This window comes from Cupriavidus sp. CPT47-8839-RL05A, assembly GCF_058792255.1.
The window spans coordinates 165,624-184,470 of the sequence record NZ_JBYTEG010000005.1 but is presented as its reverse complement, the minus strand read 5'-3'; the positions used below and the strand labels follow the sequence as shown (position 1 = coordinate 184,470).

General features: G+C 62.8%; 20 protein-coding genes and 3 pseudogenes. 12 read left to right on the top strand and 11 right to left on the bottom strand.

All coding sequences use genetic code 11. From position 1 onward, the window contains the following. Positions 1-18: 18 nt before the first annotated feature. The 4 genes from AC3WVS_RS07725 to AC3WVS_RS07710 form a co-directional block, all read right to left on the bottom strand. The gene (locus tag AC3WVS_RS07725; protein ID WP_492318100.1) at positions 19-537 is read right to left on the bottom strand and encodes a DUF1697 domain-containing protein; all 519 of its coding nucleotides are present in this window, start codon (positions 535-537) and stop codon (positions 19-21) included. Between the two features lie 358 nt (positions 538-895). Next, positions 896-1,594 carry an alpha/beta hydrolase gene (locus AC3WVS_RS07720; protein ID WP_492318099.1) on the bottom strand — a complete coding sequence of 233 codons (699 nt, stop codon included), beginning with the start codon at positions 1,592-1,594 and terminating at the stop codon, positions 896-898. A 244-nt stretch (positions 1,595-1,838) separates the two neighbouring features. After that, positions 1,839-2,861 carry a class I fructose-bisphosphate aldolase gene (locus tag AC3WVS_RS07715; protein WP_492318098.1) on the bottom strand — a complete coding sequence of 341 codons (1,023 nt, stop codon included), beginning with the start codon at positions 2,859-2,861 and terminating at the stop codon, positions 1,839-1,841. A gap of 85 nt (positions 2,862-2,946) precedes the next feature. After that, the gene (locus AC3WVS_RS07710; protein WP_492318097.1) at positions 2,947-3,267 is read right to left on the bottom strand and encodes a DUF3175 domain-containing protein; all 321 of its coding nucleotides are present in this window, start codon (positions 3,265-3,267) and stop codon (positions 2,947-2,949) included. Positions 3,268-3,494: 227 nt separating this feature from the next. Between AC3WVS_RS07710 and ilvD the strand changes: the two genes are divergently transcribed. The 3 genes from ilvD (at position 3,495) to AC3WVS_RS07695 (ending at position 6,176) form a co-directional block, all read left to right on the top strand. Next, entirely contained in the window at positions 3,495-5,354 is a 1,860-nt protein-coding gene (gene ilvD, locus AC3WVS_RS07705) for a dihydroxy-acid dehydratase (protein WP_492318096.1), read from the top strand. A 66-nt stretch (positions 5,355-5,420) separates the two neighbouring features. Further along, entirely contained in the window at positions 5,421-5,579 is a 159-nt protein-coding gene (locus tag AC3WVS_RS07700; protein ID WP_492318095.1) for an RraA family protein, read from the top strand. A 165-nt stretch (positions 5,580-5,744) separates the two neighbouring features. Continuing rightward, positions 5,745-6,176, top strand: coding sequence for a hypothetical protein (locus tag AC3WVS_RS07695; RefSeq protein ID WP_492318094.1), 432 nt, complete (start codon positions 5,745-5,747; stop codon positions 6,174-6,176). A 138-nt stretch (positions 6,177-6,314) separates the two neighbouring features. Here AC3WVS_RS07695 and AC3WVS_RS07690 read toward each other — a convergent pair. Then, positions 6,315-6,878, bottom strand: a pseudogene (locus AC3WVS_RS07690) (LysR substrate-binding domain-containing protein); the annotation flags it as partial. A 258-nt stretch (positions 6,879-7,136) separates the two neighbouring features. Between AC3WVS_RS07690 and AC3WVS_RS07685 the strand changes: the two are divergent. After that, on the top strand, positions 7,137-7,265 hold the full coding sequence (locus AC3WVS_RS07685; protein WP_492318093.1) for a hypothetical protein: 129 nt from the start codon (positions 7,137-7,139) through the stop codon (positions 7,263-7,265). Positions 7,266-7,308: 43 nt separating this feature from the next. On the opposite strand, the gene AC3WVS_RS07680 is transcribed toward AC3WVS_RS07685, so the two are convergent. Further along, positions 7,309-7,698, bottom strand: coding sequence for a MarR family winged helix-turn-helix transcriptional regulator (locus AC3WVS_RS07680; RefSeq protein WP_492318092.1), 390 nt, complete (start codon positions 7,696-7,698; stop codon positions 7,309-7,311). 296 nt (positions 7,699-7,994) lie between these two features. Here AC3WVS_RS07680 and AC3WVS_RS07675 point away from each other — a divergent pair, with 296 nt between their 5' ends. From AC3WVS_RS07675 to AC3WVS_RS07655, 5 genes are all read left to right on the top strand, one after another. Next, entirely contained in the window at positions 7,995-9,101 is a 1,107-nt protein-coding gene (locus AC3WVS_RS07675) for a porin (RefSeq protein WP_492318091.1), read from the top strand. A gap of 69 nt (positions 9,102-9,170) precedes the next feature. Next, on the top strand, positions 9,171-10,292 hold the full coding sequence (locus tag AC3WVS_RS07670) for an FAD-dependent oxidoreductase (RefSeq protein WP_492318090.1): 1,122 nt from the start codon (positions 9,171-9,173) through the stop codon (positions 10,290-10,292). Then, the gene (locus tag AC3WVS_RS07665; RefSeq protein ID WP_492318089.1) at positions 10,292-11,161 is read left to right on the top strand and encodes an alpha/beta hydrolase; all 870 of its coding nucleotides are present in this window, start codon (positions 10,292-10,294) and stop codon (positions 11,159-11,161) included. Before AC3WVS_RS07670 ends, AC3WVS_RS07665 begins: the two co-directional genes overlap by 1 nt. Further along, entirely contained in the window at positions 11,161-12,138 is a 978-nt protein-coding gene (locus tag AC3WVS_RS07660; protein ID WP_492318088.1) for a VOC family protein, read from the top strand. The genes AC3WVS_RS07665 and AC3WVS_RS07660 overlap by 1 nt, the downstream gene beginning before the upstream one ends. Before the next feature lie 79 nt (positions 12,139-12,217). Beyond that, the gene (locus tag AC3WVS_RS07655; protein ID WP_492318087.1) at positions 12,218-13,621 is read left to right on the top strand and encodes an MFS transporter; all 1,404 of its coding nucleotides are present in this window, start codon (positions 12,218-12,220) and stop codon (positions 13,619-13,621) included. 57 nt (positions 13,622-13,678) lie between these two features. Here AC3WVS_RS07655 and AC3WVS_RS07650 read toward each other — a convergent pair whose 3' ends face one another. Further along, positions 13,679-13,825, bottom strand: coding sequence for a BBE domain-containing protein (locus tag AC3WVS_RS07650; protein WP_492318086.1), 147 nt, complete (start codon positions 13,823-13,825; stop codon positions 13,679-13,681). A gap of 75 nt (positions 13,826-13,900) precedes the next feature. Then, positions 13,901-14,365: a YaiI/YqxD family protein gene (locus AC3WVS_RS07645; protein WP_492318085.1), complete on the bottom strand. Its 465-nt coding sequence runs from the start codon at positions 14,363-14,365 to the stop codon at positions 13,901-13,903. 290 nt (positions 14,366-14,655) lie between these two features. Between AC3WVS_RS07645 and AC3WVS_RS07640 the strand changes: the two are divergent. From AC3WVS_RS07640 to AC3WVS_RS07630, 3 genes and pseudogenes are all read left to right on the top strand, one after another. Then, positions 14,656-14,985: pseudogene (locus AC3WVS_RS07640) on the top strand (aldo/keto reductase); the annotation flags it as partial. Continuing rightward, positions 14,977-15,174: pseudogene (locus AC3WVS_RS07635) on the top strand (hypothetical protein); the annotation flags it as partial. The pseudogenes AC3WVS_RS07640 and AC3WVS_RS07635, both read left to right, overlap by 9 nt. A 49-nt stretch (positions 15,175-15,223) precedes the next feature. Beyond that, positions 15,224-16,288: an alpha/beta hydrolase gene (locus AC3WVS_RS07630; RefSeq protein ID WP_492318084.1), complete on the top strand. Its 1,065-nt coding sequence runs from the start codon at positions 15,224-15,226 to the stop codon at positions 16,286-16,288. 103 nt (positions 16,289-16,391) lie between these two features. Here the strand turns inward: AC3WVS_RS07630 and phnE are convergent, their stop codons facing one another. The 3 genes from phnE to AC3WVS_RS07615 are packed head-to-tail and all read right to left on the bottom strand — an operon-like array spanning position 16,392 to position 18,844. Further along, positions 16,392-17,180, bottom strand: coding sequence for a phosphonate ABC transporter, permease protein PhnE (gene phnE, locus AC3WVS_RS07625; RefSeq protein WP_492318083.1), 789 nt, complete (start codon positions 17,178-17,180; stop codon positions 16,392-16,394). Positions 17,181-17,183: 3 nt separating this feature from the next. Continuing rightward, entirely contained in the window at positions 17,184-18,005 is an 822-nt protein-coding gene (locus AC3WVS_RS07620) for a PhnE/PtxC family ABC transporter permease (RefSeq protein WP_492318082.1), read from the bottom strand. Beyond that, entirely contained in the window at positions 18,002-18,844 is an 843-nt protein-coding gene (locus AC3WVS_RS07615) for a phosphonate ABC transporter ATP-binding protein (protein WP_492318081.1), read from the bottom strand. The genes AC3WVS_RS07620 and AC3WVS_RS07615 overlap by 4 nt, the downstream gene beginning before the upstream one ends. Positions 18,845-18,847 lie beyond the last annotated feature (3 nt).

The following is an 18,847-nucleotide window of genomic DNA, read 5'->3' as shown; positions in this document are numbered from 1 at the left end:
CCGCCTTACGCATGAAGCCTATGCCTTGGCACACTTGATGACGGTATCGAGCGTGCGAGTGGTGATGCCCTTCCCGAACGAGCGTTCGAGCAGGCGCATGAACACCGGGCCTTTCTTCGGATCGGGCACGTAGGCGCTGAAGACCTCCGTGGCATTGGCCTTGACGATGCTTGCGCCGTCGCGCTCGATGGGCAGCTCCACGTCTGGCGGCACCGGGTTGCGGAGAAAGGTGACAACCCGCTTGGCCGAAGGCGCAAGGCTGAGCCCGGCGAAAGGGTCCGAGTCGATGAGGTCCTGGAGATAGCGGGACGGCCGGACGAAGGTGTCGAAGCTGTGGCCCAGTTCAGACTGCATCGCCTTCTCGGCGCGTCGCTCCAGGCTGGCCAGTGACGACGATCGCGCGTTGAACACGACATTGCCGCTGGAGAGCAGGGTTTTCACTTCGGAGAAGCCCGCCGCCTCGAAGCAGCGCTTGAGTTCGGGCATCCGGGCGTTCATCGGGCTGATGCCGCGAAGAAAGGCAACGTATCGGGACATGGCTATCTCGTGATTGCTGGCGAATCGCCACACAGCTTGCGGTCAACGGTAGACAGGCTGGTTCGAATGGCTGCAGACATGATGCGAGCAATGCGCTGGTGTGTCTGCCACCTTGCCATGTCCCGTGCATGAACGGCACGGAAGTTGGCGTCCCAGGCTTGCGGCAAATGCGCTGGCGTCAGCGGCGCCACTAGCGGCGAACCCGCCGTGGCGGGCGCTGGATCGCAAATCCAGGCCGCTGCGGCCGGGTTGCCCCCTCCATGCCCACATAAGAAGAAAAATAGGCATCGAGCTGATCCCGGGTAAAGACGTTTCCTTGCATTTCCTGCTGCATCCCGCGCAGCAGCGCCGGCAGTGGCTACGCCTTGATGGCCTCGCTTGCCGCCTCGTCGATCAAGGCCGCGACTTCTGGTGCCTGCGACGCCAGCGAAGCATGGCTTGCCGCCAGGGTGATGACTTTCCTGGCATTGAGCCGGGCCGCCATCTTCTGCTGGTTCTCCGGGGCGATCATCCGGTCTTCGCTTGAGACCTGGTACCAGGACGGCTTCTTCTTCCACGCCGGCGCGGTGATGGTATCGCCAAAGGTGCTGGCAAGCGGCGCCTTCTGCGTCACCGCCATCACCAGGGCTTCGTCGGGCGACAGGTCCTGGCAGAAGCTCTCGTGGAACTTGTCGGGGTTGAGCCAAAGGTAGCCATCGCTGTCGGGCACCAGGTTCGGCGCTGCGGCAGGAAGATGCTGCTGCGTGATTGCGCCGGGGCTCTCCCCCGCGTCGGGAGCGAAGGCCGCGATATAGACAAGCCCGACCACATTCGGCTGGTCACCCGCCTGGGTAATCACGGCGCCGCCGTACGAATGCCCCACCAGCAGGACAGGGCCTGCCTGCTGGGCAATCATCTTGCGGGTGCGCTCGGCATCGTCAGCCAGCGAGGTCAACGGGAGCTCCACGGCGCGCAGGGACGGATACCCCTTGCGTGCCAGCTCAATGATGACGTTGCGCCAATGCGCGGCGCCGCCCCAGAACCCGTGCACCAACACAACCGTAGGCTTGTTGCTCATGACCTGGACTCCTGTTCGTGGATGAATACGGCTCGCCGATCATGGCGGCGAGCCGTGGGTCTTCGGCGGAGCGGCCCGGCTTGAACCGATGCCACGAAGGCTCGGCCTGGCGCCCCATACGACTATAGGAACAATGGCGCAACGGGGCGAGCCATGATCGCGGGCCCTGAGGTATGCGGAATTTGCCGCGCTGGCATCGGGGCTGCGCGCCTGCGCCGAAGGAGCGCAGGGCGCATCGGCTAGCTCAGCCTGCGGCGTTCTCCTGCGCCGCGTCGTATTGACCCAGGCAGGCCATGGCATTCAGCCGTGAGCGCTGCAGCAGCGCCCGTTGCGCTTGCGCGGCGTTGGCGGCGTCGCCGCGCCAGGCCAGCAGGGGCGGCTCCTGCAAGGCGCGCCCGTAGGAGAAGGACAATCGCCAGGGCAGCGGGGCAAGCCGGTTCATGGCGTCCAGATTGACGGTGGCCTCTGTGGGCGTCTGGCCGCCGGACAGGAAGAAGATGCCCGGCACCGCCGCCGGCACCGTGCGCCTGAGCACCTGCACGGTCTGCATGGCGACCTCGGCCGGGGCCGCGTGCCCGGCCTCCTTGCCGGGCAGCACCATGCTCGGCTTCAGCAGCATGTGTTCGAGCACCACCGCATGCCGGTGCAAGGCATGAAAGACTGCGTGCAGCACGGCCTCGGTGACCTCGGCGCAACGCGCCATGGAGTGCGCGCCGTCCATCAGCACCTCGGGCTCGACGATGGGTACCACGCCTGCTTCCTGGCAGATGGCGGCATAGCGTGCCAGCGCTTCCGCATTGGCCTGGACGGCAGCCCAGCCCGGCAACTTGTCCGAAACGTTGTAGACCGCACGCCACTTGGCAAAACGCGCGCCCTGCTGGCGATAGCCGGCAAGCCGCTTGGCCAGCCCGTCGAGACCCTCGGTGATCTCGTCCCCGGGTGCCAGGGCGAGCGCGATCTTGCCCTTGTCCACCTTGATACCGGGCACGATGCCCTGGCGCGCCGCCAGTTCCGGCAGCGGCGTGCCATCGTCGGCGCGCTGACCCAATGTTTCCTCGTACAGGATCACGCCGCTGATGAACTCGCCAAGACCTGGGCTCGACAAGAGCAGGTTGCGCCACGCGCGGCGGTTTTCCTCGCTCGACTCCACGCCGATGCGTTCGAACCGCTTGGCGATGGTCGGCCCGCTCTCGTCGGCTGCCAGCAACCCTTTGCCCGCTTGTGCCAGGGCGTCCACGGTGGCTTGCAATTCGCTTTTTCTGTCCATGATCAGGCTCCGTGCAGGTGACATAGGAACAAGCATTGGCGCGAAAACGCCGTCGCGCAAGCCAGGCGGGGCGCGTAGCGCCTGCCTAAGGTGGCCGCCCGAACGCTTCGCGCAGCTTGCCCTTGGCCTTTTCCAGCGTGGCGCGGCGCGCCTTGGGCAGATGACGGCCGGCGCGATTGATGTAGAAATTGAGCATCGACATCGCCGACTGGAACGCCGTGCCCTTGCGGCGCCGGCTGCTCACGGCGGAACGCTTGAGCGAGGCGGCAATTTCCTCAGGGTTGTCCGAGGCGAAGAGGTGCGGTTCGAGGTCCAGCGCGTCGCTGTGCTCGGTTACCTGCTGCGACCAGCGCCGTGTCTTGCCGCGGCCCTTTGCCGGCTTGCGGGTGGATTTCGTGGCGGCCATTTCCGGTCCTCCCACAGCGTTATCGGGATCCGTCTAGCGTAGGCAACTTCTCGCCGTCCGTGGGGGCTCAGGCGGGACCGGTGCGTGGTGGCAAGACCGCCCGAGCGGTGTGGGATAATTGCGCTTTTGCCCAGGGCGCAGCTCAAGAGGTTGTTCGCAACGGGCGCGCAAGGGCCCTTATTCCTGTGGCCCGCTTCCTTTCTGCGATATTTCTTCAGCAATAAAAAATGCCCACATACCGTTCCAAAACCTCCACCGCCGGCCGCAACATGGCGGGGGCGCGCTCGCTCTGGCGCGCCACCGGCATGAAAGACGAAGATTTTTCCAAGCCCATCGTTGCGGTGGTCAACTCCTTCACCCAGTTCGTGCCCGGGCACGTGCACCTGAAGGACCTGGGCCAGCTGGTCGCGCGCGAGATCGAGGCCGCGGGCGGCGTGGCCAAGGAGTTCAACACCATTGCGGTCGATGACGGCATCGCCATGGGCCACGACGGCATGCTGTATTCGCTGCCCAGCCGCGAAATCATCGCGGACTCGGTGGAGTACATGGTCAACGCGCACTGCGCCGACGCCATGGTGTGCATCTCCAACTGCGACAAGATCACGCCGGGCATGCTGATGGCCGCGATGCGGCTCAACATCCCGGTGATCTTCGTCTCCGGCGGCCCGATGGAAGCCGGCAAGACGCGCCTGGCCAATCCCGTCACCAAGGCCATGGAATTCAAGAAGCTCGACCTGGTGGACGCCATGGTGATCGCCGCCGACAGCGCCTATTCCGACGCCGACGTGGCCGAGGTGGAGCGCTCCGCCTGCCCCACCTGCGGCTCGTGCTCGGGCATGTTTACCGCCAACTCCATGAACTGCCTGACCGAGGCGCTGGGCCTGTCGCTGCCCGGCAACGGCACCGTGGTGGCCACCCACGCCGACCGCGAGCAGCTGTTCAAGCGCGCCGGCAGCCGCATCGTGGAACTGGCGCGCCAGTACTACGAGCAGGAAGACGCGCGCATCCTGCCGCGTTCGGTAGGCTTCAAGGCGTTCGAGAACGCCATGACGCTTGACATTGCCATGGGCGGTTCCACCAACACCATCCTGCACCTGCTGGCGATCGCGCGCGAGGCCGACATCGACTTCAGCATGACCGACATCGACCGCCTCTCGCGCGTGGTGCCGCAGCTGTGCAAGGTGGCGCCCAACACCAACAAGTACCACATCGAAGACGTGCATCGCGCGGGCGGCATCATGGCCATCCTGGGCGAGCTGGAGCGCGCCGGCAAGCTGCACACCGACGTGCCCACGGTGCATGCCCCCACGCTCAAGGACGCGCTGGAGCAGTGGGACATCAGCCGGACCCGGGACGAAGCCGTCAGGAACTTCTACCTGGCCGGCCCGGCGGGCGTTCCCACCCAGGTGGCGTTCAGCCAGAACACGCGCTGGCCCAGCCTGGACCTGGACCGCGCCGAGGGCTGCATCCGCTCCTACGAGCACGCCTTCTCCAAGGAAGGCGGCCTGGCGGTGCTGACGGGCAATATCGCGCTCGACGGCTGCGTGGTGAAGACCGCCGGCGTGGACGAGAGCATCCTCGTGTTCGAAGGCACGGCCCACGTCACCGAATCGCAGGACGAGGCGGTGGAGAACATCCTCAACGACAAGGTCAAGGCCGGCGACGTGGTGATCGTGCGCTACGAAGGCCCCAAGGGCGGCCCCGGCATGCAGGAGATGCTCTATCCGACCAGCTACATCAAGTCCAAGGGCCTGGGCAAGGCCTGCGCGCTGCTGACCGACGGCCGCTTCTCCGGCGGCACCTCGGGTTTGTCCATCGGCCACTGCTCGCCCGAAGCGGCGGCTGGCGGCGCCATCGGCCTGGTGCGCGACGGCGACAAGATCCGCATCGACATTCCCAACCGCACCATCAACGTGCTGCTGTCCGACGAGGAACTGGCGAGCCGCCGCGAAGAGCAGAACGCCAAGGGGTGGAAGCCGGCCAAGGCGCGTCCGCGCAAGGTGTCTGCTGCGCTAAAGGCTTACGCCAAGCTGGTGATGTCGGCGGACAAGGGCGCGGTGCGGGACTTGTCGTTGCTGGATGACTGATCCTGGGGCGACCCTTTACTTCGTTTGCCGGGAAGGCCGCTCTTTGGAGCGGCTTTTTTTGGGTTCTTGTATGAACGCGCCCCGTGGCTGGCCTTCCGTCGATCCAGGAGGTCGTTTGCTGGCTACTGGGGCGAAGTGCTGACGGTCGCGGCCGAGGCGGCGGGCATTGCCGCACTGGTGATCGACGGCGGCGTACGCGATATCGCGGCACTTACCGCGCGGTGACGACGTAAGCCCGCGTGCTTAAGCGATTCATGCCGCCACGCAAAAGGAGGCTGGACGCTCCAGGCCCGAGATGCAGTCCTATGGTAAGGTTGCTGGCATGAGTTTACGGACTTCAACCAGTGACGCATGGGCCGCAGCCATGTGGTGCTGGGAGAGTGATGCAGCGTGAGTGATGCGAAGCAGGATGCGCGGCGCGCGCCGCCGACTGAGAGAGTTTCAACCAGCAGGGCTTTGCGCCTGAGCGTGCCGCCAGAGGCCAGGCCTGCGCCGGTCAACGGGAAAGACTGGCTGCGGCAGAGGAAAGAGCAATTGCAGGCTGCCCGTGCCGCTGCCAGGCAAAGGCGCGATCTGCTAAGAGCCGAAATCATGTCGGCCGTGCAAGATGTTGCCCGAGAGGAATGCACTGCCGCGCGGCTGGAGGCTGAACGCCTGAAGGCGGAAGCCAAGACCGCGCGGGCCTACGCGCGGGAGGATGCACGCGCCGCCGCCAAGTTCGAGCGCGGCCAACCAACCCGCTCGGCGTCCAAACGAAAGACGCTTGCCAATGAGAAACGCAAGCTGGTTTCTTACGCTGATCTGTTGCGGATGCGTGGGTGATCCGGTCATTCCATGGGCCTTGAAACGGACGGTTAATCCGATCCGCCTGCGGGAGCTGACTATCTGACCCTTGGTCAAGGGCCACTCCCCGCCGCGGCCAGACTGCCTGATAAAACGCGCTGCGCAACATCGCGCGATTCATGGATGGTGCGGGGGCAAACGCGATACGTGGCGTTCCATCAATTCGCCCACCCAATCGATAAACACCCTGAGCTTCACGCTGACGTGCCTGTTCGGCCGATAAACGACGTACATGGGCATGGGATCGAGGCGCCAGCTCTCCAAGACCGGCACTAGCTGGCCGCGCGCCACATATTCCCGGGCCATGTAGTGCGGTAGCCAAAGGACACCTACGCCGGCGAGACCCGCCGCGAGATAGGCATTGCCATCATCGAGCGCGGCCAGATAGCGGCCTCGGACACTGATGCTCTCGCCATCGCGTTGCATCGTAACCGGTGCGACCTTGCCGCTGCTGGCTCCCAGGAATCCGACGATGCGGTGGTGGGTGTCTTCCAGTTCGCCCGGATGCATGGGTGTGCCCGCTTGCTCGAGATAGCCGGGGGCCGCGTAGACACCGAGCCTTAGCTCGCCCACGCGGCGCGCTTGCAAGGAGGAATCGGTCAACTCCCCACCCCGCAATACGCAATCCACGTTGTCGCCAATCACGTCCACCATCCGGTCGCTGACGCCGATGTGAAGCTGGAATCGACGCTGACGCATGGCTCTACGGCTTCCAGTTTGAGATCAAGGTGATCGCCAAACTGCCTGGCCCGGTGTCCGACTAGCTGAGCGGAAGCGTTGCCACGGAAGAGGGGAGCGCCGTAGTGTAGGGGACCGGATTCGTCAGACTGCGTTTTCCGAAAGAGTTATTAGCTAATGACGTCGCCGTGCGCCCGCCCAAGAACCGGAATTAACGAGACTGCGCTGACGAGAATAGCTGGACTGCACGGCAGACGCCATTTGACGCAGATTTATTCGCTCTCCAAAGCGAAAAAAGGGGACATCGCCACCAATGCCCCTGCCACGTCAGAAGATATGTTTGATGCCGGCAACCACGCCGGTCTGGTTGACACCTGGCGCTACGGTTGAAGCGGTCGCGGCACGTCGACGTTAGATGCCAAGCCTTGCCAACCTAGTCGTCCCGGCTAAGAACGTGTGTCACCAGACGAGCGAGCGTCGCATTGAGCAACGCACGTTCCTCCTCGGTCAGGATCTCTTGCGTGTCAGCGGCGATGTCTTTGGCCGCAACGTCGACTTTGTCATAGACGGCCTCTCCAACCGGCGTCAATCTCACCTCAACCACTCGAGCGTTGGTCGGGCGCTTATTCCTCACGGCAAATCCGCGTTGCTCAAGCTGATCAACGATGCGACTCACCACCGACTGCTCGATGATCGTCTCCTTGCATATCTCCCCGATTGTCGCAACTGACACCCATCTCAAGTGCTGCATCACGCGGAACTGCTGAATGGTGATCTCGACGGGACGTAGCGCTCGCGAAAGACGGGCGTTCATTGCGTTCATCAACCTGCTGAGGTTGTAAGGCAAGTAACCCGACACGGGCTCGAGATCGGACGATTGGATGTTGGACGTTCTTCGCATAGCGGCACCGATTGTAGCACTGGGAAGGCCCCCTGAGCGTGCTCGGCCACGATTCTATGCATACACATGTCTTTGAAGACTGTGGTGCACAGCGATTTTATTAGGTGTAAACGATATGTTAAGTCTAAACAAATGTAATTGCATATGTGACGGACGTGCGGTAACTTTCCTCACCGAACAACAAGACGTCGACCCCGACAAAAGTGGTGGAGGAACTTATGAACAGAGCTTGGCCCTTGGTCCCGGCAGTTGGTGCGCTTGCGTCTGCAGTAGCGACAACTACTGCATTTGCGCAGTCGACGGTCACCGCATATGGCGTATTCGACACTGGAGTCGAGTACGTGAATCGCATTGGCAGCGCCCACGACAGTGTGGTTCGAATGCCAAGCGCGACCGGCACGGTGCCTTCACGTTGGGGACTTCGTGGCTCGGAAGACTTGGGCGGCGGCCTGAAAGCGAATTTCCAGCTCGAAGGTGGATTTGGTCCCGATACCGGTGCCTTGCTAAACGGAGGGCGGCTCTTCGGTCGCCAGGCGTGGGTAGGCGTGGCGGGGTCCTGGGGCCAAATTAGCGTGGGCCGTCAGTACACGATGAGCCTCTGGTCGACTGCAGACCCGGACGTACTGGGGCCGAACATCTACGGCACCAGCAATCTCGACGCAAACCTCGCCAATCCCCGATCGGACAACTCCGTTGCTTATCGCGGCAAATTTGGCGGCCTGACGCTCGGCGGCACATACAGCTTTGGCAGAGATACGGTCAACGCGGGTCCAAGCCTGGCCGGCCAGAACTGTGCTGGAGAGAATCCTTCAGACCATCGCGCGTGCCAGCAGTGGACCGCGATGGTGATGTACGAAGGAAGTAATTGGGGCGTCAGTGCAGCTTATGACGCGATGAGAGGCGGGCCGGGCGCATTCGCCGGCCTCTCATCAAGCGGCATGCGAGATACCAGGATGATCTTTGCGGGCTACGCCATCCTGGCCCGCGCAAAAATGGGTGCCGGACTCCTGCGCCGGGATAACGACGCAAGTCCAACTCCTCGGAGCGATCTCTGGTGGGCCGGGGTTGCCTACGACATTACCCCCGCCATCACGCTCGGGACACAACTGAGCTGGCTTGACTACCGCCATAGCGACAACCGCTCAATCCTCTTTGCTGTTCGAGGCCTGTATAGCTTTTCCAAGCGTACTTCTGTCTATGCGACGGCTGGCTATATCGATAACGGGGGAACACTCACCAACTCAGTCAGCGCCGGCGGGCCGGGCTCGACCTCCCCGGGAGGCAACCAGCTTGGGGCCATGGTCGGCGTCAAACACATTTTTTGAGTTTGTCCTGGCACTCCGATGCCGGGAAAGAGTAACCGGGCAAGCGCCCGCAGCAATAGAGGTAAAAAAATGTCAGTACGGCATGTTGAAATTTCAGGGGCAGGCTTCGCAGGTCTGACCGCAGCAGCGGCATTTGCGCAACGCGGCTGGACAGTTCGGGTGCATGAGCGAGCCTCCAGCCTCCGCACAGCCGGGGCTGGCATCTTCATCTTTGAGAATGGATTGAAGGTGCTGCAAGCTATCGGTGCGTATGAAGACGCAGTGCGCGGTGCGCACTTGACGCCGGCTCGAGAGACGCGCAACGCGGAAGGCAAACTCCTTGCCCGTCATCCATCCAGCCCCAACCAACGTGTATTCACGATCGTGAGGCAGCAACTGCTGGAAGCAGTCGCTGCCGCAGCCCGGCGCGCCGGGGCGCAAATCCTGATGGGTTCCGAAGTGGTGAGCGCAACTCCCGCGGGGGTAGTGGGGCTAAGTACGGGAGAGATGGCCAAGGCGGACCTCATCATCGCAGCAGACGGCGTGCATTCACATATTCGGGACAGCCTGGGACTTGTGCGGTCACGTGTGAAACTCGGGGATGGTGCAATTCGTGTTCTTCTTCCGAGGAACAACGATGCCACAGATGCTAAAGCGGAAATCGTCGAACACTGGTCCGGCAAGCGCCGGCTCCTGTATGTGCCTTGCAGCCAGGACTGGTTGTATCTGGCACTGACAACGCTCAACTCGGATGTTGAGGGAAACACGCTTCCGCTGAATGTCAAAGCCTGGGGCGACTCGTTCCCGCACCTACGTCCGCTCATCGATCGAATTCGCCACGAAGGGCGATGGGACGAGTTCGAAATGATCCACCTTCATCGCTGGTCGTCGGGCCGTGTGGCGGTAGTTGGCGACGCAGCACATGCCCAGGCTCCCAATCTCGGCCAGGGTGGTGGGTGCGCAATGATGAATGCGTTGGGGTTAGCCGCAGCGGTCGAGAACGAGGCTGATATCCAGATCGCGCTGCAAGAGTGGGAGGCCCGCGAACGGCCACTGACCGAACATACCCAACGCGTTTCCAAGCTCTACAGCACCGTCGGGCGCTTGCCGGACTCTCTGCGCAGCGTCGCCTTCAGCTTTGCGGGACGCTCGCGCTGGCTGGTACAGCAGCGCATGCGCACCGCAAACCACTGTCCGACGGGAGCCCTCTGATGGCGTTCGATAGATTGCCCGAGTTGCCGGCGATGCTGCATCCCGGAGCGGATGAATATGCGAAAAAGGCCCTTGCAGCGTCTCGCATTGCCGCGAACCAGATGCTGTTTGCGGGCGACCTGCCATACGGCGAAGACCCCTGGCAAAAGCTCGACATATACATTCCCCGCGATACCGACAAGACAGACAAGGGACTGCCGGTCCTATTCCTCCTTCATGGCGGTGCGTGGATGAACGGCTTCAAGGAGTGGATGGGCTTCATGGCCCCGGCGGTTGCCTCTGCACCCGCGATGCTTGTCTCCGCATCCTATCGGCTTGCACCGGCCGTTCGCATGGAAGAAATCGTGGCTGACTGCTTCCGCGCGCTGTCCTGGGTGCATAAGAACATCGCTGAATATGGCGGCGACCCGGACCGCGTCTATGTTGGCGGTCACTCCGCCGGCGGGCATCTGGCGGCAATTCTGGGCTTGCGCCCAGATCTGATGAGCGCCTACGCCATTCCATCCGATGTAGTAAAGGGATGTTTCCTGATCAGTGCGGCACTAGATCTCTCCTTCCTCACCTCGCCGTCTACCGATGCCGAAAAAAAACTCGGCGATGCGCTAGGGCCGGGGGCTTCTGTGTGGAGCCCGAAGGCATTCGTGCATAACGCCAAAACGCCCTTTTATCTGAGTTGGGGCGAAAGCGATTTCCCGCGGACGGTGACGCAGAACCAGGAGTTTGTGGCCATCCTGGAGCAGAGAGGCGTTCCCGTTTGCTGGGACCAGGTTGTCGGACATGATCATTTTTCAGTCCATCTGGCGAGTGGTGCTCCAGACAGCGCCTGGGCCAAGCGAATCGGTACATATCTAAATAGGAGGAATCCATAATGCAGCAACAGCGTCTCGACGGCATCTTTCGTCCACGTCGCCTCGGTCACGTCAATTTCATCGTTGCGAGCCTGCAGCGTTCAATCGATTTCTATCAGCAAGCCTGCGGACTGAACTTGGAGTTCACCGAGAGCGGCATCCGCGCCGGCTTCATGGGTGTAGGGCACACTCCGCATGACGTTGGCATGATCGAGCAGACCTATGAAGCCCGATATGGCCGGGACGGGCACCTGCAAATGCCCAGGGGCGTCGCGAGCAAAATCGGACTGAACCATCTCGCGTGGGAAATGGAGTCAGAAGCAGTATTGGTCGCAGCTTGGGACCGTGCTGTGGCCGAAGGGAAGTCTCAAACGCCAAGGACTGTAGATCATCAGATTGCGCGTAGCGTCTATCTCCGCGACCCTGATGGAAACATGAACGAGTTCTACGCGGATACGATCAAGGACTGGCGTGCGGTCTTGCATGGTGACATCGAACTGATTACCTCGTCCTGGATACCCGGTGCGCCAGCACCAGCTGCCGATCCTCGTTGGCACCCCAATCCCGAAACACGACGCTTTGATGGCGGGGTGATGCAACCCAGAAGGCTCTCGCACGCTGTCCTGGTTACCCAGGATCTTGGGCCAATGGTCGAGTTCTATACGTGCATCGCCGGCCTCGAGATTGTTTGCGATACACCCGACATTGTTCTGTTGCGTCCATCGGCGACCCCTTCTCCCTATCAATTGGCCCTCGTTCTTGGCGAGGAAAAGGGTCTGCACCACTTCGGCTTCGAGGTTGAAGGCAGCACGAGGTGGGAGGAAAGTGCGAAGCGCCTGGATGCCCTTGGGTACCAAGTCATTGCTCCGATCTCCGGTCCGCTAAAAACAAGTCTGTTTGCAACCGACCCTGACGGGTATCGCGTGGAGTTTTGCGTACCGAAAAGCCGAGATCTGGAGCAACTGCAAGGTGTTCGGGATCCTCTCTACCTGGTGTGATCCTCACCGCGTAGATATCGCCAGGCTGCATCCGGCCATGCGGCTGGTAATGACAATAGACGACTGAAAGGACTGCACAATGAAAGCAGCCGAATACTCGATGGCGAGGGATATCAACTATCGCCACTCTGCTCACGATTCGCAAGGCGCGATTATTGCCAGACTCGAACGCCTGCAAAAATCCTCGCTGCAGATCCGAGCGCGCTTGTTGATCGGCCTGGCTACGTTCTTCGACGGGTTCGACGCCCTTGTGATCGCAGCGACACTACCCGTTCTGATCAAGGAGTGGGCGCTGTCTCCCGCGCAAATTGGAATGCTTATCGCTGGGAGCTCGGTAGGCGCCCTGCTTGGCACGCTGGTCTTTCCCCAGATCGCAGATCGCTTCGGACGGCTCAAGGCAATCACGATCAGCACAGGGATCATTGGGCTCGGCAGTATCGCGTGTGGCCTTACTCATTCATTCGAGGTATTCCTCATAATCCGGGTGATTCAAGGTGTCGGCATTGGTGGCGAACTACCTGTAGCTGCTACCTATATCAACGAGATCGCGCGGGCACACGGTCGCGGCCGCTTTGTTCTCCTGTACGAAGTCATCTATCCGATCGGCTTGCTGATCTCGACTATCGTCGGAGCGTGGATGGTGCCCCGCGTCGGCTGGCAGTCTCTGTATTTCGTGGGAGGTCTGCCTTTGCTGCTGTGCGTCCTGATTCCCTGGCTGGTGCCCGAGTCTCCGCGCTGGCTCGCTGGGAAGAATCGCTTTGCCGAAGCTCATGTGGCGATGCAGCGTTTCGAGGCTTCCGTCCGAGGCATTCTGGATGTGCCGGAGGATGGCGCGCGCTACGACAAGTTGCTCTCGAAGATGCCGAAGCGCCGCGTGCGAGACCTGTTCGGTGCTGCCTACGTACGCCGTACCCTCGTTATTGCGCTACTGTGGGCAGCCTGCGGATTCATCCAGTCCTGCCTGACGACATGGCTACCTACCATTTATCAGACCATCTACAAGGTGCCGCTGCAAACGGCGCTGAATCTCGCGATCGGGTGTTCTGCCTTGGGCGTGATTGGCTCCATCGTGTGCGCGGTATTGGTTGACAGGGTTGGCCGGAAGCCAGTCATCATTTGGGCTTTCTTCGCCTGCGCTACCGCACTCATCCTTGCTGGCCTGATGGTCAATCAGTCAGTCTATGTCGTAGCGACGCTTTGCTCGATCGCGTTTGGTCTGCTTGCGTGCGGGTTCATCACGGTGTTCGTCTATACGCCGGAAATGTATCCGACGAGCGTTCGTGCGCTCGGATGCGGCCTTGGCGGCGTATGGTCAAAGCTTGCGGCGATTTCTGGTCCGATGGTCGTGACGCAACTCGTAGGCCTTGGTCTACTCAATATGGCCTTCTATTGCCTTGCAGCGGTAACACTTGTCACTGCGGTTACTGTTGCACTGATCGGCATCGAGACTCGGGGCAAGGTGCTGGAGGAACTGGAGGCGTAGGGCGTTACGTGGCAGGCGGCGGCACGCCAGGATGGCCACCGCCGCCGTCAGATTCTCTTAAGCCACCGGCCCGAGCCGAACATTCTGGTGCGGACGAAAGAAGTTGGCCGGGTCGTATTTGTTCTTGATCTCGACGAGCCTTTGGTAGTTCTCCCCATAGGCGGCCCGTACCCTGTCCGTCCGGCGCCTGGCTCGCAAACGCATGGTAGAACGCGCAAGGCGTGTTGCCACCTTGAACCCAAAGTCGGCTCACCACTGCATTGCTGTAGCCACCACGCCTCAGGCGACCGCACCCGGCGGCGCATGGCGTGCCAGGAAGCGGTCCAATTGGCCAGCGAACGCCTTGCTGTCCTGCTGGGCGTACGGTGCCGGCCCGCCGGTATCAACGCCTGAACTGCGGAGTTGTTCCATCACCTCGCGCATCGTCAGGCGCTCCTGGATGTTCTCACGGCTGAACCAGCTTCCTCGCGGGTCGAGCACAAAGGCGCCCTTGTCAAGGGCGGCGGCGGCAAGCACGATGTCCGCCGTGATCACAAGGTCCCCGCTGCTGACCAGCTCGACGATACGGTCATCGGCGACGTCGAAGCCCGCAGGCACTTGCAGTGACTTGATAAAGCGCGAAGGCGGCGTGCGCATGTACTGGTTGGCAACCAGCGTGACGCACACTTCGACACGTTGTGCGGCCCGGTACAGCATTTCCTTGACGACAACCGGGCAGGCGTCCGCGTCAACCAGTACTTGCATCGCGATACTTCCAATGGGGGAGGAGCGCTCATATTACTGCCTGCGCGTCCCGTTCGCTTGTTATTCGGCCAACGCCTGGTCACCTGGGCGGCGCGTCGGATGCTGCCCCACTCGACCGCCTTGGCGAACATGGCGATCGCCCTGAATTCGTTGACCGGCATGGCAATCTCCCGGCTTGGAAGCCGATTATCAAGTTTTTCTTGTAACTGATGCAAGCGGGAATGGCCTAGTTGGTTGAGACAGTGATCTTTACAGTCCCGGGTATCGGACCAATTGGACGGGAGACCACCATGCACAAGCGACAACTCGGCCGTTCTGGCCTGGAAGTTTCTGCCCTGGGCTTCGGCTGCATGGGGCTGAGTTTTGGTTACGGCCCCGGACTGGAACGTGCGGCGGCGGTCCAGATGATCCGTGACGCTTTCGAGCGCGGGGTGACCTTCTTCGATACCGCCGAAGCCTACGGTGCCCTGAACGAGGAAATGGTTGGCGAAGCCTTGCAGCCGATTCGGGATCAGGTTGTCATCGCCACCAAGTTTGGCTTCAAGGACGGCGATGCCACCAAAGGCATGGACAGCCGCCCCGAGCGCATTCGCTCCGTGGTGGAAACTTCCCTCGAGCAGGGCAATTTCGGCGACTTTACGGTCGCCCGCATTACCGACATGCCTGCCTTCGACGTGCACATCGTGCCCAGTGCCGATGCGCCGACCGGCATGGGTGAACCAGGTCTGCCACCGCTTGCGCCGGCGTTCGCGAATGCCATCGCGCGGCTGACCGGCAAGCGGCAGCGCGGCCTGCCTTTTCAGCTATAGCCATACGCGGGTATCAGCGAGCCACCGCTCGGGCTCTGAGGGTGCTGACATGCTTCTTGATTTTCGTGTTCTTCTTGCCTTGCCACTCATCTGCACAGCGGTCTTCGGCGGCAACGCTCTCTCCGCGCCGCTCGTGCTCCAGGCCCAGGGCAGCTTCGCGGTCGGCGGCACTGTCGTGCGTAGCCCGGGTATCTATGAACTGGGTAAGGCTGGTCCTGACGGACAGACGCTCCATGGTGACCATGCGCGCGTGGCTTACCAGATCCCCGTGAACCCGCGCAAGCTGCCCCTGGTGATGTGGCACGGCTTTGGCGAGTTTTCGAAGACGTGGGAGACCACCCCCGACGGTCGCGAAGGATTCCAGACCATCTTCCTGCGCCGCCGCTTTCCGGTGTATCTGCTGGACCAACCGCGCCGGGGCGGCGCGGGCCGAAGCACCGTCGCCGCGCGAATCGCCGCCGAACCGGATGAACAACGCTGGTTCAATATGTTCCGCCTGGGCGCATGGCCGGACTTTTACCGCGGCGTGCAGTTCTCGAAGGATCCGGAGGCACTGAGCCAGTTCTTCAGGCAAATGGTGCCGGATACCGGGCCGTTGGATAACCAGGTGGCGGTCGATGCCGTATCGGCGCTCTTCCACCGTATCGGCCCCGGCATCCTGGTCACGCATTCCTACAGCGGCGGGCTGGGATGGCAAGCGGTCATGCGCAACCCGGCCATCCGCGCCGTGGTGTCTTACGAACCTGGCAGCGGCTTCGTGTTTCCGGAAGGGGAGGTGCCTGCGGCAATGCCAAGCCTCACCGGACCCTTGGCCGGCGTGGCGGTGACGATGGCGCAATTCAAGTCGCTCACGCGCATTCCGATCGTGCTCTTCTACGGCGACAACATCCCGACCCGGCCTGGCGCGGACCCGGGGCTGGACAACTGGCGCGTGCGGTTGGCGATGGCAAAGCTGTGGGTCGATGCCGTCAATCGCCATGGCGGCGACGCCAGGCTGGTTCACTTGCCGGACCTCGGGGTACGCGGGAACACGCATTTTCCGTTTTCGGACTTGAACAACCTGCAGGTGGCAGATCTGATGCAGGCGTTCTTGTCGGAGAAGGGGCTCGACTAAATAGAGCAGTCAATCCAATAGCTTATAGCTGGCAATTTTCCCTGGCGCGAGCGGCATGGGTTCCTGGACGTAGGAAGTAACCGCAAGCGCCGCCGGCGCCTCTTCACGCATGCCGGCCACCCCTCATGATCGCGCTGGCTGTGTCGACCACGGCGGCCAGGGCAAGCATGGCGATGATCACCGTGCAAGCCTGGGGCAGATGGAACAGGGACAGCTCGAAATACAGCATCTGCCCAAGTCCGCCGGCGCCGACAAAGCCAAGGATTGCCGCCACGCGGATATTCGTTTCCCAGCGGTACAGGATGTAGGCCAGGAACTGGGGCCATACGCACGGCAGCGTCCCGTACATGAAGACCAGCGCGGCAGGAGTGCCCCCTTCCATCAGCGCGCGGGCGGGTGCGCGCGGCGCATTCTCCAGCGCCTCGGCGAACAGGCGCCCGAGCACGCCCGCGGTATGCAGTGCCAGGGCGAGGGTGCCGGCAAACGGTCCGAGGCCGACTGCGAGCACGGTCAGCGCAGCCCATACCAGCTCGGGGATCGAGCGCAACAGGTTCAGTAGCAAGCGCGACAACGCGCGCAGCGCATCGCCGTAGAGCCCGGAAGCCGGTAGTGCCAGGCCAAAGCCCAGCACCGCCGCACACAGCGTGCCCACCGCGGAAACCGCGAGCGTTTCGAGCATGCTGCCAGCGGTTCTGGCCAGAAAGGCGGGTGACAGCTGCGGCGGGAAGAACGTCAGCAGGAAGCGCGCCATCTCGGCTGCAGCGTCCGCGGAAAAAAGCTGGCCCAGATCGAGCGACAGATACGCGAAGCTGCCCGAAACCGCGGCGGCCACCGCGATCAGGGTGAGCAGGCAGCGCATGCAGAATTGAGCGGCCTTGACCTTGTGCGCCATGATTCAGTCGAGCAGCTTGCGCAGGTGCGCGCTGAGCGCGTCCGCCAGCAGGACCAGCAGCAGGAACACTAGCAGGATGGTCGCGGCTTCCCCGCCGTTGAGCAGTTTCATGGCCTGGTCCATCAACTGCCCAAGTCCGCCGGCGCCAACGAAGCCCATGACCACGGAAGCCCGGATGGCACATTCCCAGCGGTAGACGGTGTACGAGACCAGCTCCTGCGCGGCATGGGGAAGCAGCCCATAGAACAGTGCCGCCAGGCGCCCGCTGCCGCTGCCAAGCAGGGCATCCACGGCGCGTTTGTCGCTGGATTCGAGGATTTCCGCATAGACCTTTGCCAGCATGCCGCCATAGGTGATGGCCAGAGCGAGCACGCCCGCCGCCGCCCCCAGGCCGAGGGCACGCACGAAGACCAGTGCCCACACCAGCTCCGGCACCCCGCGCAGCAGCAGCACCAGGGCGCGCACGCCAGCGCGCACCGCCATGCGCGGCTTGCGTCCCCGGCCGGGGCCGATGCGCGACACCGACAGGCTGCCCGTCAAGGCCACGGCCAGAGGTGTTGCGATCACAAAGGCGAGCGCAATGCCAGCGGTGGCGATCGCCAGCGTTTCCAGCGTGGCGTTGACCACAAGCCCGAGGAATCCGGGCGAAACCTCGGGGGGAAGGAAGTTGCGCACGAAGGCGCCCATCACCTTGAGGTTTCCGGTGTCGAACAAGGCTGAAGGGCTGAACCGGGACAGCTGCAACAATGGCCACAGCAGAAGCAGCGCGACCACCAGGCCGCTGGCGCGCCGCAGCGCCTGGGGATCGCGCGGGTGGGCGGTCATCGGCACGCAGGCCTGGGTCGGGTATCGCCACCGATGGCGGCGCTCGCACCCGCCGCGATGCTCATCAGGGCCTGGCTGCCCTGTACCGGTGGCGATGCGCTTTCGGAGGCATAGAGTTCGCGCAGCAGCGCGTCGGTGACGCGCTCGGCCGGCAGGTCGAAGGCGATCTCGCCCGCCTTCAGGCCGACGATGCGGGGAAACCAGCGCAGCGCCAGGTCCACTGCGTGCAGGCTGGCGACCAGGGGCACGGCGCGTGTATCCGCTTCCTTGCGCAGCTCGCCCAGGGTGAGGTTGGCCAGCACCGGGTCCATCGCCGAGACCGGCTCGTCCGCCAGGATCAGATCCGGGCGCTGGTAAAGCACGCGGGCGACGCCCACGCGCTGCAGTTGGCCGCCCGAGAGCTGGTCGCAGCGGTCGAACAGGCGGTCGGCCAGCTCAAGGCGGGCGAGCTGTTCGCCGGCACCATCGATGTCTGCCGGATAGACCAGCGACAGCAAGGATTTCCAGGCGGGCCAGATGCCCAGGCGGCCGGCAAGGATGGCGGTGATCACGCGCTGGCGCGGCGGCATCGGCGGCGCCTGGTGCACCATGCCGATGCGGCAGCGCAACTGCCGCAGGCGTGCGGCGGACACCGCCCAGGGGCTTTGCTCCAGCACCTCCACACGGCCCTCGCTTGGCCGCAGCGACGTTGCCAGCAAGCGCAGCAAGGAGGTCTTGCCGGCTCCCGACGGACCGATGACGGCGATGGGCTCGCCGCGGCCGGCCGCCAGCGTGATCTGGCTGAGCGCACGCTGTCCGTTGGCGTAGCTGATGCTGGCGGCGTCCAGGCGGAAGCTCATCAG

What these genes read in the sequence shown, in the direction of transcription:
- AC3WVS_RS07725 (WP_492318100.1), bottom strand. Translation starts at nt 537, where the DNA reads ATGTCCCGATACGTTGCCTTTCTTCGCGGCATCAGCCCGATGAACGCC.
- AC3WVS_RS07720 (WP_492318099.1), bottom strand. Translation starts at nt 1,594, where the DNA reads ATGAGCAACAAGCCTACGGTTGTGTTGGTGCACGGGTTCTGGGGCGGC.
- AC3WVS_RS07715 (WP_492318098.1), bottom strand. Translation starts at nt 2,861, where the DNA reads ATGGACAGAAAAAGCGAATTGCAAGCCACCGTGGACGCCCTGGCACAA.
- AC3WVS_RS07710 (WP_492318097.1), bottom strand. Translation starts at nt 3,267, where the DNA reads ATGGCCGCCACGAAATCCACCCGCAAGCCGGCAAAGGGCCGCGGCAAG.
- ilvD (WP_492318096.1), top strand. Translation starts at nt 3,495, where the DNA reads ATGCCCACATACCGTTCCAAAACCTCCACCGCCGGCCGCAACATGGCG.
- AC3WVS_RS07680 (WP_492318092.1), bottom strand. Translation starts at nt 7,698, where the DNA reads ATGAACGCAATGAACGCCCGTCTTTCGCGAGCGCTACGTCCCGTCGAG.
- AC3WVS_RS07675 (WP_492318091.1), top strand. Translation starts at nt 7,995, where the DNA reads ATGAACAGAGCTTGGCCCTTGGTCCCGGCAGTTGGTGCGCTTGCGTCT.
- AC3WVS_RS07670 (WP_492318090.1), top strand. Translation starts at nt 9,171, where the DNA reads ATGTCAGTACGGCATGTTGAAATTTCAGGGGCAGGCTTCGCAGGTCTG.
- AC3WVS_RS07665 (WP_492318089.1), top strand. Translation starts at nt 10,292, where the DNA reads ATGGCGTTCGATAGATTGCCCGAGTTGCCGGCGATGCTGCATCCCGGA.
- AC3WVS_RS07660 (WP_492318088.1), top strand. Translation starts at nt 11,161, where the DNA reads ATGCAGCAACAGCGTCTCGACGGCATCTTTCGTCCACGTCGCCTCGGT.
- AC3WVS_RS07655 (WP_492318087.1), top strand. Translation starts at nt 12,218, where the DNA reads ATGAAAGCAGCCGAATACTCGATGGCGAGGGATATCAACTATCGCCAC.
- AC3WVS_RS07650 (WP_492318086.1), bottom strand. Translation starts at nt 13,825, where the DNA reads ATGCGTTTGCGAGCCAGGCGCCGGACGGACAGGGTACGGGCCGCCTAT.
- AC3WVS_RS07645 (WP_492318085.1), bottom strand. Translation starts at nt 14,365, where the DNA reads ATGCAAGTACTGGTTGACGCGGACGCCTGCCCGGTTGTCGTCAAGGAA.
- AC3WVS_RS07630 (WP_492318084.1), top strand. Translation starts at nt 15,224, where the DNA reads ATGCTTCTTGATTTTCGTGTTCTTCTTGCCTTGCCACTCATCTGCACA.
- phnE (WP_492318083.1), bottom strand. Translation starts at nt 17,180, where the DNA reads ATGGCGCACAAGGTCAAGGCCGCTCAATTCTGCATGCGCTGCCTGCTC.
- AC3WVS_RS07620 (WP_492318082.1), bottom strand. Translation starts at nt 18,005, where the DNA reads ATGACCGCCCACCCGCGCGATCCCCAGGCGCTGCGGCGCGCCAGCGGC.
- AC3WVS_RS07615 (WP_492318081.1), bottom strand. Translation starts at nt 18,844, where the DNA reads ATGAGCTTCCGCCTGGACGCCGCCAGCATCAGCTACGCCAACGGACAG.